The 13,725-nt window shown below is 73.5% G+C and carries 12 protein-coding genes; 6 read left to right on the top strand and 6 right to left on the bottom strand.

Annotation, left to right across the window (positions count from 1 at the left end; all coding sequences use genetic code 11):
• Positions 1 to 77 precede the first annotated feature (77 nt).
• Complete coding sequence (locus RCG67_RS12685; RefSeq protein ID WP_368826704.1) at positions 78 to 1,130, top strand: LLM class flavin-dependent oxidoreductase; 1,053 nt, start codon at positions 78 to 80, stop codon at positions 1,128 to 1,130.
• Positions 1,131 to 1,196: 66 nt separating this feature from the next.
• Here the strand turns inward: RCG67_RS12685 and RCG67_RS12690 are convergent, their stop codons facing one another.
• The 3 genes from RCG67_RS12690 to RCG67_RS12700 form a co-directional block, all read right to left on the bottom strand.
• Positions 1,197 to 2,582 carry a sensor histidine kinase gene (locus RCG67_RS12690; RefSeq protein WP_368826705.1) on the bottom strand — a complete coding sequence of 462 codons (1,386 nt, stop codon included), beginning with the start codon at positions 2,580 to 2,582 and terminating at the stop codon, positions 1,197 to 1,199.
• Entirely contained in the window at positions 2,579 to 3,244 is a 666-nt protein-coding gene (locus RCG67_RS12695) for a response regulator (RefSeq protein ID WP_368826707.1), read from the bottom strand. The genes RCG67_RS12690 and RCG67_RS12695 overlap by 4 nt, the downstream gene beginning before the upstream one ends.
• A gap of 155 nt (positions 3,245 to 3,399) precedes the next feature.
• Positions 3,400 to 4,311, bottom strand: coding sequence for an AfsR/SARP family transcriptional regulator (locus RCG67_RS12700; protein ID WP_368826709.1), 912 nt, complete (start codon positions 4,309 to 4,311; stop codon positions 3,400 to 3,402).
• Between the two features lie 286 nt (positions 4,312 to 4,597).
• Here RCG67_RS12700 and RCG67_RS12705 point away from each other — a divergent pair, with 286 nt between their 5' ends.
• The 5 genes from RCG67_RS12705 (at position 4,598) to RCG67_RS12725 (ending at position 10,196) form a co-directional block, all read left to right on the top strand.
• Positions 4,598 to 5,176 carry a hypothetical protein gene (locus RCG67_RS12705; protein WP_368826711.1) on the top strand — a complete coding sequence of 193 codons (579 nt, stop codon included), beginning with the start codon at positions 4,598 to 4,600 and terminating at the stop codon, positions 5,174 to 5,176.
• A 169-nt stretch (positions 5,177 to 5,345) separates the two neighbouring features.
• Positions 5,346 to 7,142 (top strand): multicopper oxidase family protein, encoded by a 1,797-nt coding sequence (locus RCG67_RS12710; RefSeq protein WP_368826712.1) that lies wholly within the window; start codon positions 5,346 to 5,348, stop codon positions 7,140 to 7,142.
• Positions 7,139 to 7,630, top strand: coding sequence for a signal peptidase I (gene lepB, locus RCG67_RS12715; RefSeq protein ID WP_368826713.1), 492 nt, complete (start codon positions 7,139 to 7,141; stop codon positions 7,628 to 7,630). Before RCG67_RS12710 ends, lepB begins: the two co-directional genes overlap by 4 nt.
• Before the next feature lie 99 nt (positions 7,631 to 7,729).
• Entirely contained in the window at positions 7,730 to 9,394 is a 1,665-nt protein-coding gene (locus RCG67_RS12720) for a peroxidase family protein (RefSeq protein ID WP_368826714.1), read from the top strand.
• 91 nt (positions 9,395 to 9,485) lie between these two features.
• A complete protein-coding gene (locus RCG67_RS12725; RefSeq protein ID WP_368826715.1) occupies positions 9,486 to 10,196 on the top strand; it encodes a cation diffusion facilitator family transporter in 711 nt (236 codons plus the stop codon).
• Positions 10,197 to 10,340: 144 nt separating this feature from the next.
• On the opposite strand, the gene RCG67_RS12730 is transcribed toward RCG67_RS12725, so the two are convergent.
• The 3 genes from RCG67_RS12730 to RCG67_RS12740 form a co-directional block, all read right to left on the bottom strand.
• Positions 10,341 to 12,293 carry a hypothetical protein gene (locus RCG67_RS12730; protein WP_368826717.1) on the bottom strand — a complete coding sequence of 651 codons (1,953 nt, stop codon included), beginning with the start codon at positions 12,291 to 12,293 and terminating at the stop codon, positions 10,341 to 10,343.
• Between the two features lie 175 nt (positions 12,294 to 12,468).
• Entirely contained in the window at positions 12,469 to 13,044 is a 576-nt protein-coding gene (locus RCG67_RS12735) for a cysteine hydrolase family protein (RefSeq protein WP_368826719.1), read from the bottom strand.
• A gap of 114 nt (positions 13,045 to 13,158) precedes the next feature.
• Positions 13,159 to 13,686: a hypothetical protein gene (locus RCG67_RS12740; RefSeq protein WP_368826720.1), complete on the bottom strand. Its 528-nt coding sequence runs from the start codon at positions 13,684 to 13,686 to the stop codon at positions 13,159 to 13,161.
• Positions 13,687 to 13,725 lie beyond the last annotated feature (39 nt).

Here is a 13,725-nt window from a genome sequence, read left to right on the forward strand (position 1 = left end):
CGCGGTCCCCCGGAATAAGGACGCCTGACGGAGACTTTTATGGATGTATCCACAAAATCGGCAACGAGGAGCTCCGCATGACCGTCCAGCTCGGCCTCAACACCTTCGGCGACCTCTACCCCGGGCCGGACGGGGAGCTGCTCAGCGGCGCGCAGGTGATCCGCAACGTCGTGGCGGAGGCGGTGCTGGCCGACCAGGTGGGCCTGGACTTCTTCGGCGTCGGGGAGCACCACCGGGAGGACTTCGCGGTCTCCTCGCCCGAGACGGTGCTCGCCGGCATCGCCACGGTCACGGAGCGGATCCGCCTGGGCTCCGCGGTGACGGTGCTCAGCTCCGACGACCCGGTGCGGGTCTACCAGCGCTTCGCCACCGTGGACGCCCTCTCCTCCGGCCGCGCCGACGTGATCCTGGGCCGTGGCTCCTTCACCGAGTCCTTCCCGCTGTTCGGCTACCCGCTGGACGAGTACGAGGCCCTGTTCGAGGAGAAGCTGCAGCTGTTCGACCGGCTCCGCACCGAAGGCCGGATCGACTGGCAGGGCCGGCTGCGCGCGCCGATCCAGGGCCTGGAGGTGTACCCCAAGACCGAGGCCGGGGCGCTGCGCACCTGGATCGCCGTGGGCGGCTCACCCACCTCGGTGGTGCGCGCCGCCCACTACGGGCTGCCCGTCATCTTCGCCATCATCGGCGGCAGCCCGGCGGCCTTCGCGCCCTTCGCCGACTACTACCGCCAGGCCCTCGAGCACTTCGGCAAGGAGCCGCAGCCGGTGGCCTTCCACTCCCCGGGCTACGTGGCGGAGACCGACGCGCAGGCCCGCGAGGAGTTCTTCCCGCACCAGGCCTACACGCACGCCCGGATCGGCAGGGAGCGCGGCTGGGGCCCGCTGACCCGCGCGGAGTTCGACTCGATGTGCGGGCCGGAGGGCGCCTACTTCGTGGGCTCGCCGGAGACGGTCGCCCGCAAGATCGTGCGGTCCTCGGCGGCACTGGGCGCCTCCCGCTTCGACCTCAAGTACGCGGTGGGGACCCTGGACCACGCCCGGATGAGCCGCAGCATCGAGCTGTTCGGCACCGAGGTGCGCCGCTACGTCGCGGACATGGCCGCCGACCTGCCCGAGACCGCCGACGCGTAGACCCGGTCCCGGGGGCACCCGTGCCGCGGGCGCCCGTGCCGTGGCCGCCGGCGCCGGGCCTGGCACTCAGAAGCGGCGTGTGACCGCGCCGTGGGGCAGGGTCACGAGCACCGTGGTCCCCACCCCGGGCCGTGAGCTGAGCTCGAGGGCGGCGCCGGCGGCGTCGGCGATGTCCCGCATGATGCGCAGGCCCAGGTGGCCCTCCGGGGACCCGTGGGAGTCGTCGAAGCCGGTGCCGTCGTCGGTGATCGACATGACCGTGGCGCCGGGCTCCGCGTCGAGCCGCAGCCGGACCGTGGACGCGTGGGCGTGCTTCGAGATGTTGGCGAACGCCTCCCGCGCCACCTTCAGGAACATGCCCTCCTGCTCGGGCGTGAGGAGCACGGCGGGGCTGATCTGCACGGACGTGTCGATCCCGCGCTGGGCCAGCGGGTCCGCGAGGCGGGCCAGGGCCCGGGGCAGTCCGAGGGTCAGCAGGTCGGGGGAGTACAGGGCGGTGGTGATCCCGCGCAGGGTGCGCAGGCTGCCCTGCAGGACGGACCGCGACCGGCCCAGCGCGCTGCGCTGCTCCGGCACCGCCGCCGTCATCTCCTGGGCCTCGAGGGAGTAGGACAGCCCCGCCAGCTCCTGGATCACGTCGTCGTGCAGGTCCCGGGCGACCCGGACGCGCTCCAGCTCGGCGGCGTCCACGGCGTGCTGGAGCAGCTGGGCGCGCGCCGTCCGGTGGTCCTGGATCCGCCGGGCGAGGCCCACGGCCGGGGCGAGCTGCGCGAGCTGGAACAGCAGCAGGGTCAGCAGGAACGCCGGGGCCATGCCCATGAGCACGGAGCGCTGCTCGTCCCGCACGATCGAGTCGTCGTAGTACGCCTCGAAGACGAGCTGCTCGCCGCCGGCCGGGACGAACCCCACGTAGACCTCCACGAGCTGTCCGGCGCCCGACTCGTGGGAGTTCTCCGGGTCCTGCTGGTGCTCGACGGTGGCGACCCCCTCGCCCCGGGAGACGAGGTCGCCGTCCCACGCGGGCGGGCCGTAGTTCTGCCCGATGAGCTCGTGCTCGTCCGAGTAGACGATCGTCCCCTCCGCGTCCCAGATCTTGATCCGGCGGATGGTCCCGTCGTTCAGCCAGGGTTGCAGCCGCACGTCCAGCTGGGCGGTGGCGGCCGGGCCGCCGGCCAGCAGCTCGTCGGTGATCAGGGGCGCCACGGCGTAGTTGGCCAGCCGCTGGGTGACGCGCAGGACGTGCTCCACGGCGTGCTCCTCGGCGACGGCCCGGATCCACCACGTCGCCGGCACGGCTGCGACCAGCAGCACCACGAGTCCCGTGAGGAGGAAGCGGCGCACGGCGGCCCGCACCTCCGAGCGGTCGGCCGGGGGCGGGGGCGCCGGCCAGTCGGCGAGCAGGCCCTCGGTGTCGGGGACGGCCCGGTCCGTGCGGGGGAGCAGGCGCCTCATGGCTGTGCCGTCAGCAGGCCGAGCCTCGAGGCGACGGCGACCGCCTCGAGCTGGGAGTGGGCCCCCAGCTTGGCCAGGATCGCCTTCACGTAGCCGCGGCAGGTGTTCGGCGTGATGTGCAGCAGCCGGGCGTTCGCGCACACGCTGTGCCCCTGGGCCATGAGGTGCAGGACCTGGAGCTCGCGCCGGGTGAGCACCGGCACCTCGGCGCCCGGCCGGCGGCCCGGGTCCGCGGCCGCGAGCAGCGAGGGGTGGACCGCCATCGTGCCGCAGCGGGCGCTGCGGATCGTCCCGAGCAGGGTCGCGAGCGAGCCGTCCTTCGGCAGGAACGCACAGATCCCGGTGGCCGCCGCGGCCTCGAGCACGTGCTGCGCGGGGTCGCCCGTCAGCATGACGATCCGTGTCCCCGGCCGGTCGCGGAGGATCCGGGCGGAGGCCGTCAGGCCGTTGCCGCCGGTGAGGTGGTAGTCCATGACCACCACGTCCGGCCGCAGGGCCGCGCACAGGCGCACGCTCGAGTCGACGTCGGAGGCCACGCCGACGCTGTCCAGGTCCGGTTCTTGGCCCAGAGCGCCGGTCAGCAGCTCCGCGAACGTGGTGTGGTCGTCGACCACGAGGATCGAGGTGCGCGCGGCGCGCCCCTCCTCGTTCTCAGTGCCCATCCCGGCCCAGCCCCCCGGCATTCCCCCGACTGCGTAGCCGTAGTATGGCGATCGCAAATCCCGGGAGGCAAGTCGGGGGCTGTACCCATTTCGGGGGTTGACCAGGAGGAACACCGTGCGGCACCGCGGTGCGCGCGGTCGCGCGGCCCGTTCTTTCACGCGGCTGCGCTCAGGGAGCGGCCCAGGAAGGCCTGCAGCACCGAGGCCGCCTCCTGCCGGGCGAGGGGGTCGCGGGTGCCGGGCATCCAGTCCGGGTCGCCGAGCTGGCCGTGCAGCACCAGCAGGGCCGTCAGGGCCTGACCCAGCTCGTTGCCGGTCGCGGCCGTGGTGCGCAGCATGCGGGCGTAGGCGCCCTGCAGCGCCGCGGACGGAGCGCAGCCCAGCTCGTGGTCGAGGGCCTGCCGGCACTGCTCGTAGGCCTGCAGGCCCTCGACGGGGCGGCCCGAGCCCTCGAGACCCAGGACCAGCGCCGTCCACGCCCGCTCCTGGAGCACGTCCTCGACGAGCGCCGCCCGCGCGTGCCGCACGGCCTCGGCGTGGAGCCGAAGCTCCAGGGCGCACTCGGCGGCCGAGACACGGGTCTCGAGCACGCGGGCGGCGTGCACCTCGCGCTGCAGCTCCGCCCACTCGCAGCGCAGCTCGTTCTCGAGCAGCGGCGCCGACGCCCGCTCGAGCGCCTCGCACCACAGGGCGTAGGCCTCGTGCGGGCGGCGGTGGCCGGCGCGCTCCACCGCCAGCTCGAACCGGCGGAGGTCCAGGTCCACGGCCGCGGCGTCCATGACGTACCCGCCGTTGGCGGTCTGCAACGGTCCCTTGCGGCCCGCCCCCGGCTGCAGGCCGCGGCGCAGCACGCTGACGTAGCTCTCGAGGTTCTGCAGGGCGGCGGCCGGCGGCCGGTCCCCCCACAGGAGCTCGACCAGCCGGCCCTTGGACACCGGCGTGCCCAGCTGCAGCAGCAGGATCTCCAGGATCTGCCGCTGCTTCGGGCCGCCCAGCTCCCGCGCCGTCAGCACGCGGTCCCCCCGGCGCACCTCCAGCGGTCCCAGGACGCGGACGGACAGCCGCACGCCCGGGCCGTTCGGTCCTCCACCTTCACCTGTCGTTTCCACGGGTCCCCCTTCCCGAAAGTGAACTCCAGTGTGGGGTGTCTCCCCGCGTCCGGATCAGTCCCGTACGGGGGGTGCGCCACCCCCCAAAAATGGGGGTCGGGTGCCGGCGCCGGGATCCGCGGGGGACGGGGCCGGACCCGGGAACGTCACGCATGACGCCGTGTGTCCTCCCCGGTCGACAGCCCCCGGGGCGTGGCTGCCGGCCGGCAACTTTTCTCCAAGGTCGGCTCCTCATCGTGCTGGCATGACCTCATCCGCCACGCTTCCGACCTCCGGCGCCCCCGCCCCGGCCCGCCCCGCGGGCAGCGGCTCCCGGCGCTGGGTGGTGCCCGCCGCCTTCCTCCTCGGCCTGCTCGGGGTGCTGGGCGCCGCGGTGCTGGGCCAGGACGAGGAACCGGGGGCCCCGCTGGGCGCGGTCGCCACCGTGCCCGGGGGTCTCGCCCGCGTCAACGGCGTCCTGCCGGAGGAGCCGGCGGCCGGCGCGCCGGCCACCGGGGACGGGACCACAGGCAACGGGACCACAGGGGACGGGGCCGCCGAGGACGGCACCCACCGCGTCCGGGTCCTGCTCGAGCTCACCGCGCTCGAGCCCGGGGGCGTCGACTTCGACGCCGCGGACTGGGAGGTGGAGCGCCTCGGCGGCGGCTCCTCCCGCGCCGTGAACGCCTCCGTCCCGGAGCGGACGCTCGTCCAGGGCGAGGCCCTGCGGACCGAGCTCCTCTTCGAGGTCCCCGACCGAGCCCTCGAGCTGACCCTCGAGGGACCCCGCAGTGCACGTCTGTCCCTCGGGACGGACCACCACCGCGGTGGTGGTCCGCGGTGACCCCCGCGGTGATGCCCGTGGCAACGTCCCCGGTGCTCCCCACGTCGACCCCTGCGGCGACCGCCGAGGCGACCGCCTCGGCACGGCCGGCCGCTCCCGCTGCGCGGCTCCGCAGCGCGGGGCGCGGAGCCGGCCCGTCGTCGTCCTGCCAGCTCGAAGGAGAACTCCGATGACCGTCTCGAGAAGAAATGTCCTGCTGCTCGGCGGACTCGGTGCGCTGGGGGCCGGCGCGCTCGCGGTGCCCACCCGCTCCGTGGAGGCCAAGTCCGCCAGCGAGCTCCGCGACTCCGACATGCCCCGGCCGTTCCGCACACCCTTCGTCCAGTCGCCGGTGCTGCAGCCGCACGCCACGTCCGTGGACCCGGCCGACGGGCGGCCCGTGCACCACTACGTGGTGACCGAGCGCGCGGCCCAGGCACAGATCCTGCCCCGGGCCGGCCTCACCACGCCCATCCTGGGCTACAACGGGATCTTCCCCGGGCCCACGATCAGCATCGACCGGGGGACCAAGGCGGTCCTGCGGGTGCGCAACCAGCTGCCCGCCGTGCACCCCCTGGACGGCCACGTCCTGTCCACCTCCACGCACCTGCACGGGTCCGCGTCCCTGCCGCAGTACGACGGCTACGCCAACGACGTCACGAACCCGGGCTTCTACAAGGACTACTACTACCCGAACTTCCAACCGGCCCGGACCCTCTGGTACCACGACCACGGCGTGCACTACACGGCGCTCAACGCGTACTCCGGGCTCGCCGCGCACTACCACCTGCACGATCCCCTGGAGCGGGAGCTCCTGCCCCAGGGGCGCTACGACGTCGCTGTCACGATCTCGGACGCGATGTTCGCGGAGGACGGCTCGCTCGGCTACGACGACAACAGCCACTCCGGGCTGTGGGGGGACGTCATCCTGGTGAACGGGCGCCCCTGGCCCGTCATGCAGGTGCAGAAGCGCGTCTACCGGTTCCGGGTGCTCAACGCATGCATCTCCCGGTCGCTGCGCCCCACCCTGAGCACGGGCGACCCGATCGCGATCGTCGCCACGGACGGCGGCCTGATGCCGAGCACCCAGTTCGTGAACAACTACCGGCACGCCGGGGCGGAGCGCTACGAGCTGCTCATCGACTTCCGCCAGTACCGGACCGGCCAGCGCGTCGAGCTCCGCAACCTCTCCAACGACAACAACGTGGACTATGACTACACCCACCAGATCATGGCCTTCGACGTCGTCGACGAGCCCGTGGACACCTCGGACCCGACCTGGAACCGGATCCCCGCGCAGCTGGACGGGCACAACGAGGTGATGGCGCTGACCACCGCGCAGGCGACGCGGACCCGGCACTTCGAGCTGGACCGCACCGACAGCATGTGGACGATCAACGACGTCACCTGGCAGGAGGTCGTGGCCAGCGGCTTCCGGAAGGTCGCCGCCCAGGTGGACGTGGACGCCGTGGAGATCTGGGAGTTCGAGAACAACTCCGGCGGGTGGTACCACCCGCTGCACATCCACCTCGTCGACTTTCAGGTGCTCAGCCGCAACGGCAGGGCCGCGTACAACTACGAGCGCGGACCCAAGGACGTCGTCTACGTGGGCGAGGGCGAGACCGTCCGGCTGCTCATGAAGTTCGGCCCCCACAAGGGCCGGTACATGATCCACTGCCACAACCTCTCCCACGAGGACCACGACATGATGGTCCAGTTCCGGGTGGGTCTTGCGGAGGACGAGCCGGATCCCTGGGACCCGATGACGGCCGCGCCGGCGCAGTGGGACGACGGCTCCGCACCCGCTCCCTCCCCGAGCCCCTCCCCGAGCCCGTCCGAGAGCGCCACGCCCTCGCCCTCGCCCACCTCGAGCCCGACGCCCACGCCGAGCCCGGTGCCGACCACGAGCCCGACACCGAGCCCGACACCGAAGCCGACCAAGCGGGGCAAGGGAAAGAGCGGCGGCGGGAAGCCGGAACGCCGGTGACCGTTCCCCGGGTCCGGCGGCGGACGACCGCCGCGGTGCTGCTGGGCGCCGCGGCGGTCCTCGCCTGCCGGCTGTGGCTGGTCGAACCCCTCCTCGTCGGCTCCGACAGCATGGAGCCGACGCTGCCGGAGGGCGGCGTGGTCCTGCTGCTCAAGGCCGCGGCCCCGGAGCGGCGGGCCGTGCCGGGCGCCCTGGTGGTCTTCGCGGACCCGCAGGACGGCCGCACCACGGTCAAGCGGGTCGTGGCGGCCGGGGGCCAGACCGTGGCGATCGAGGACGCCGTGCTGGTGGTCGACGGAGAGGCGGTCCCCGAGCCCTTCGTGGACCACAGCAGGATCGACGCGACCTGGTTCGGGCCGGTCACGGTCCCGCCGGGACACCTGTTCGTGCTCGGCGACAACCGGTACCCGTCCGTGGACTCGCGCGACTACGGGACCGTGCCCGCCTCCTCCGTCGAGGCAACGGTGCTGCTGCCCCGCACCCCCTGAGCGATGCCCAGGACGCGGTCCAAGACTTTTCCAAGACCCTGTCGATTCACTGGAGCGAATACCTGCCCGCCGCGGCGCACCGTCCCGGAAGGACGCACCATGGAAGCCCAGCACCCCACCGCCTGCCCCGCGGCTCCGACGACGGGCGGCCCCGGCGTCTCGCGCCGCGGCATCCTCACCGGGCTGGCGGCGGGGCTCGCAGCCCTGCCCGCCGTGGAGGCCACGGCGGCCCACGCCGCCCCGCGCCGGCCGGCGCCGCCCCCCGCGGCCGGCGTCCTGTCCGGCGGCACGGGGCACGGGACGGGCGAGCTGCGAGGCTCCCAGATCGCTGTCACGGCCGGCCGGAAGGCCGAGGGACGGTTCGGCGTGATGTTCCCGAAGCTGCCGGCCTTCACACCCGACGACGCGCTGCTGATCGCCCTCGCCGAGCGGATGATCGACCGGACCCCGCCGCTGTCCGACGTGTCCCTGAGCAACGACGGCTTCGACAACCCCGAGATGCCCGCCGGGTTCGCCTACCTGGGACAGTTCATCGACCACGACATGACCCTCGACCAGACCCCGCTTCCGGAGCAGGAGCTCGATCCGAGGGCGCTGACCAACTTCGACACCCCCTTCTTCGACCTCGGCTCCGTGTACGGCAGGGGTCCCGGGTCCGATCCACAGCTCTACGACCCGGCGGATCCGCGGCGGATGCGCATCGGGGGCACTCCCGACGGCCGCCCCGACCTGCCGCGCCACGCGGACGGGACCGCGGTGATCGGCGACCACCGCAACGACGAGAACCTGATCATCGCCCAGCTCCACCTGGCCTTCCTGCAGGCGCACAACCGGTTCGTGGACTCCGGGGCGTCCTTCGAGGAGGCGCAGCGGCTGCTGCGCTGGCACTTCCAGTGGCTGATCGTGCACGACTTCCTGCCCCACGTGGTCGGCCGGCCGCTGGTGCAGAGCATGCTGACGGCGGGCAGGGCCGGCTCCGTGGCGGTGGACCGCCGCTTCTACAAGCCGGGCAACCCCGCCCGCCCCATGATGCCCATCGAGTACTCCGTGGGCGCCTACCGGTTCGGCCACTCCATGGTGCGGGCCGAGTACGAGATGCACGACGAGGTCACCATCCCGTTCTTCGGCTCTCCGGGCCACGACCTCCGCGGCTCCCGCCCGATCCCCTCGACGGCCCGGGCGGACTGGAACTACTTCTTCGAGATCCCCGGCATGAGCGACCCGGACGACCGCAACATGACCCGGCTCATCGACACGAAGCTCGCGCTGCCGCTGTCCGAGCTCCCGCCCACCGTGGTCAAGCACGTCGACGGGGCCATCCTCAACCTGGCCCGGCGCAACCTGCTCCGCGGCAAGCGGCTCGGGCTGCCGGCCGGCCAGGACGTCGCCAGAGCGATGGGGGTCACCCCGATCCCCAACGACCGGCTGGGGCTCACGGAGCGCGGCTGGAGCGGCAAGGCCCCGCTGTGGTTCTACGTGCTGAAGGAGGCCGAGCTGCTGGGCGGCCGCACCCTGGGACCGGTGGGCGGGCGGATCGTCGCCGAGGTCATCCTCGGGATCCTCGCCCTCGACCGGACCTCGTTCCTCAACGCGGACACCCCCTGGTCGCCGGCGGCGACTCCCTTCGCGTGCGGCGACTTCCTGCGCCTGGCCGGGGTCGCCCCGGGCGAGTTCCCCGCGGGGGAGGACCCGGAGGACGAGCTGCCCGAGGACGTGCTGCCGGAGGACGAGGCGCCCGAGGACGACATGCCCGAGGGGCTCTGACCGTTCCGCACCCTGCCCGCTCCGGGTCCTGACCGGTCCGGACCTCCCACCCGCCCCGCACCGGGGGCGCCGGGGCGGGTACCGTGGAGGCATGACCTCGGCATTCCTCGGGGCCGCGCCCCTCTCGACCGACCGGCGGGCGGTCCTGCACCGGCGGGTGCGCCTGATCGTGGCCGGGACCATCACCTACAACGTCCTCGAGGCGGTCGTCGCCCTGACCGCGGGCACCATCGCCTCCTCGGCGGCGCTGATCGGCTTCGGCCTGGACTCGATCGTGGAGGTCCTCTCGGCCGCGGCGGTCGCCTGGCAGTTCGCCGCCCCCGACCCGCACCGCCGGGAGAAGGTGGCGCTGCGGGTGATCGCGTTCTCCTTCTTCGGCCTGGCCGCCTTCGTCACCGTCGACGCGATCCGCACGCTGCTCGGGGCCGCCGAGCCCGAGCACTCCCCGGTGGGCATCGGCCTGGCCGCGGTGAGCCTGGTGGTCATGCCGCTGCTGTCCTGGTTCGAGCGCCGCACCGGCCGCGAACTGGGCTCGGCCTCGGCCGTGGCCGACTCCAAGCAGACCCTCATCTGCAGCTATCTCTCGGCCGTGCTGCTGGTGGGCCTGGTGCTCAACAGCACGCTGGGCTGGACCTGGGCCGACCCGGTGGCCGCGCTCGTCATCGCCGGGTTCGCCGTCAAGGAGGGCCTGGAGGCCTGGCGCGGGGACGCCTGCTGCACCCCTGTGGGCGCGATGCTGGGCGAGGGAGCCGACGACTGCGCCGACGGGTGCGGTCCGGGCTGCTCCTGCTGCGGGCCCTGACCTCTCCTCCGCCGCGCTGTGCGCGCACCGCCGCGCGCACAGGCGCCGGCCCGGGCGCCGGGCGCCGCTGCGCGCACAGAGGCCGGCCCGCGCTCCGAGGGGGTCGGAGCGCGGGCCGGCTGGGAGGAATGCTGTCTCAGATGCTCACCGGTTGCTGACCACCCCCCTCGCCTCTCCGCCGCGGGTGGACTGCACGAGCACGCTCGAAACGCGCCCGCCCGGTCCGGGCTTGGCCCGGTACTCCCAGTTGCCCAGCGAGTCCACCGGGGCGGAGCCGATCTTCACGGGCGTGCCCGAGGTCGTGTCGTAGATGTTCACCGACGTGGCCGGGTTCAGCAGGGTGGGCGCTCCGGGGACGAGGGCCGTCCCCGAGATCCGCAGCTCCTTGCCGCTCCGGTGCCGGGAGGCCGCCGCGACGGTCACCTCGTCGTCGCTGCTGAGCGTGATGGTCGCGGGCTCGCTCGCGACCCCCGCGGCGTTGGTGACCACCAGCTGCAGGACCGGGTCCTCGTCCGGGGCGGACGGCGCCGTGGCGGCGACGGTGGTGAAGAACGGCACCACGACCTTGGGCCTGGCCACGGTCGTGTCGCTGAACGCCACCTCGGGCCCGCTGAGCTGCGTCCACGCGTAGCTCACCGCGTTCGTCGACCCGCTGCCGTCCAGCTCCGTGGCCATCCCGCGGGCGACCGAGCCCGGCAGGGCGGCGACGGCCGCGGTGGCCGCAGGCTGCTCGACGTCGGGGGTGTCCGGGGTGGTGCCGTCCGTGACCGGACCGGGATCCGGCTGGGGCTCGACCGGGTCCTCCCCGACCGGGGAGGCCTCCCCACCGGTGACCACCACGGGCACGGTGGTGCTGCTCGTCCCGGAGGTGGAGACCGTGGCCTCGACCGGGGGAGCGGCCGTGGTGAACGAGCCCGTGAACAGGTTCGCCGTGCCGGTGGCCTCGAGCGCTCCGAAGCCGGCGACCTCCGGGACGGCCCCGGACGAGGACGTCGCCTCGACGGTCAGGGCGGTCCCGTCGTAGCTCGCGGCCGTCGCGACCGAGACGTCGGTGACGGCGACCTCGGCGCTGCTGACGGGCTTGTCCCCGAGGTTCCGGACCGTCACGGCGGCCGGTGCGGTGCCCGTGTACGCGATCCGGGCGTAGGCCCGCTCCGAGTCGCCCTCGTCCTTCTCCATGGGCGTGGTGCTGAACACGCCGTCCTGACCGACCACCTCGAGCTGGTCCCCGCGGCTGGTGGCGAAGACGTCGATGTGGCCCTCGCCCACCACGGCCCGGTCGGCCTGCACGCCCGTGTTGGTGGAGAGCTTGCCCATCACGGAGAACTGGTCGTTGCGGGCGGTGGCGCCGTCCGCGGTGGTCACCTCGAAGTAGTTCGTGCCGAGCGGACTGCCCGTCACCGTGTGCTCCACGTCGGGATTGCCCAGGTATCCCTCGGGCGCCCCGCTGTCCCACTGCAGGAACGGACCGATGTCCCCCTCGAGCGGGGTCCGGAAGTTGCCGACGGCCGGGGAGACGTCCTCGACCAGCCGGCCGCGGCCGCGCTCGTCGGTGTCGACCGTGACGGTGCCGTAGGGGTGCGTGAACGTCAGGGTGGTGTTGGGTGCGGCGGCGTCCACGTCGACGCGCTGGCGGGCGAAGACCACCTGGTCGCCGGGCACCGGGTTCTCGTTGGCGAAGGCGGCCTCCAGGGCGAGGGTCAGCACCGCGTCCCCGCCGCCGGGCAGGGCGACCTCGGAGCCGGCGAGCATGTAGAAGGCCTCGCCGGGGAAGTTGTCCGGGAAGGAGATGGGCTTCAGCGGGTCCGGGACGTCCCCGGGCGGAAAGGCGCACAGCGGGTTGTCGGCCTCCAGGCACAGTTCCGTGCGGACCTTGCTGCTGTCCTCGTACCAGGCGGGGAAGCCGTGCTCGGTGTTCACGGGCCCCACGGCGGTCAGCCCGCCGGGATTGCGCTGGATCACCTCGGTCGCAGCGACCGAGGCGCTGATGCCCGTGGCCCCCAGCACGAAGGCGGCCGCCACGGCGACCGTGCGGCGTCCCCGCGGACGCTGTGGCGGGTCCCGCAGCAGTTCGCGGGGACCGGATGAGGTGTTCATGGTGTCTCCTCGAGTAGTGACGGTGCTGATAGCGCGAATATGCAAAGTCACACTTGAGAAAACCCTGTGGCAGCCGCCCCGGCCGCGGTCCGGGGCGGAACCGGGCGGGGGACGGCGCCGACGCGGGACGTCACGCGGGGACGGGTGCCCCGCGGACGCTCATGGCCGCGGCCGCTCAGCCCCGCAGCCGGGCCACGGCGTCCTGCTGGCCGAGGAGGTCCTGGCGCAGCTCGTCCTCGAGGAAGGCCAGCAGCGCGCGGGAGAGGTCCGCGTTCTCGGAGGCCACGGCGTCCCGGGCCACGGCCCCCCGGAAGTTGTGGGCGAACGCGTCCATCGCGGTCTGGGCCACGCAGCTGTGCGTGGAGAGCCCGCACAGCACCACGTGGGTGGCGTCCAGGTTGCGCAGCCGGGCCGCGAGGTCGGTGTCGAAGAACGCGCTGTCCCGGGTCTTGATCAGACCCGTCCCGCCCTCGGTGTCGAGGCCGGCCACGTACGCGGACTGCTCCGTGCCCGGGAACGCGAAGCCCTGGTCGTCGTCGTGCATGTTGACGGTCCACGTGGAGCGGTCCCGCTCGTGCTGGGTGCGGATCAGCAGGATCGGGCAGCCGCCCTCGCGGGCCGCCCGGATCAGCTCGTTGACCTTCTCCGTCACCGGCTCCCGCTGCTCCTCGAGCTCGGGGAAGTCGAAGTACGAGTTCTGCATGTCGATGACGAGCAGGGCGGTGCGGCCCGTCGGGGGGTGCTGGGTCATGGCGTCCTCTCCGGTGGGGGAGTCCCCGGGGAACTCCCGTGATCGGCTGATCCGATCAGCAAGCTTACTGCTACCGGCGGCCCGGCTCCACCCGGCGCCGGACCGTTCCACCGGTCAGCGCAGCGCCGCGCGCACCCCGGGACGGCCCGCCGCCACGAGCCACACGACGTTGACCGCCACCAGGACCGCGGTGCTCAGCCCGGGCAGCAGGTGCCCGCCCAGGAGGTACACGGCGAGGTCGAAGACGTCGCCCAGCACGGCCAGGGAGCAGAAGACGAGACCGAGCACCCAGCCCCACTGCAGCTGCTCGCGCAGCGGGAACCAGACGAGCGCGTAGAGCGACGCCGTCAGCACGGTGCCGAACAGCGTCACGGCCGCGGCCAGCCCGCCCCCGGGCAGGCCCGGGACCCGGACCACGTCCTCCATCCCGGGCAGCGTGCTGGGCCCCGCGGCCGCCTCCACCAGGCCGTTCGCCACGCTCACCCCGAGCGAGAGCAGGGTGAGCCGCAGCAGCAGCCGCAGCTGGGGGGTCATCGGGGGCCGGGGCGGCACGAGCCCGGGACCCGGTCCGCCGGGGAGATGCGGGGGCTGCCCGCCGCCCGGGCGGTGCGGACCACCGGGACCGTGCGGGTGCTGGCTCATGGACGGTGCCTCCTGGCGGGTGCGGGGTGTGCTCACCGC

It is taken from the genome of Kocuria cellulosilytica (genome assembly GCF_040981245.1).
Taxonomy (GTDB): Bacteria; Actinomycetota; Actinomycetes; order Actinomycetales; family Micrococcaceae; genus Kocuria; species Kocuria cellulosilytica.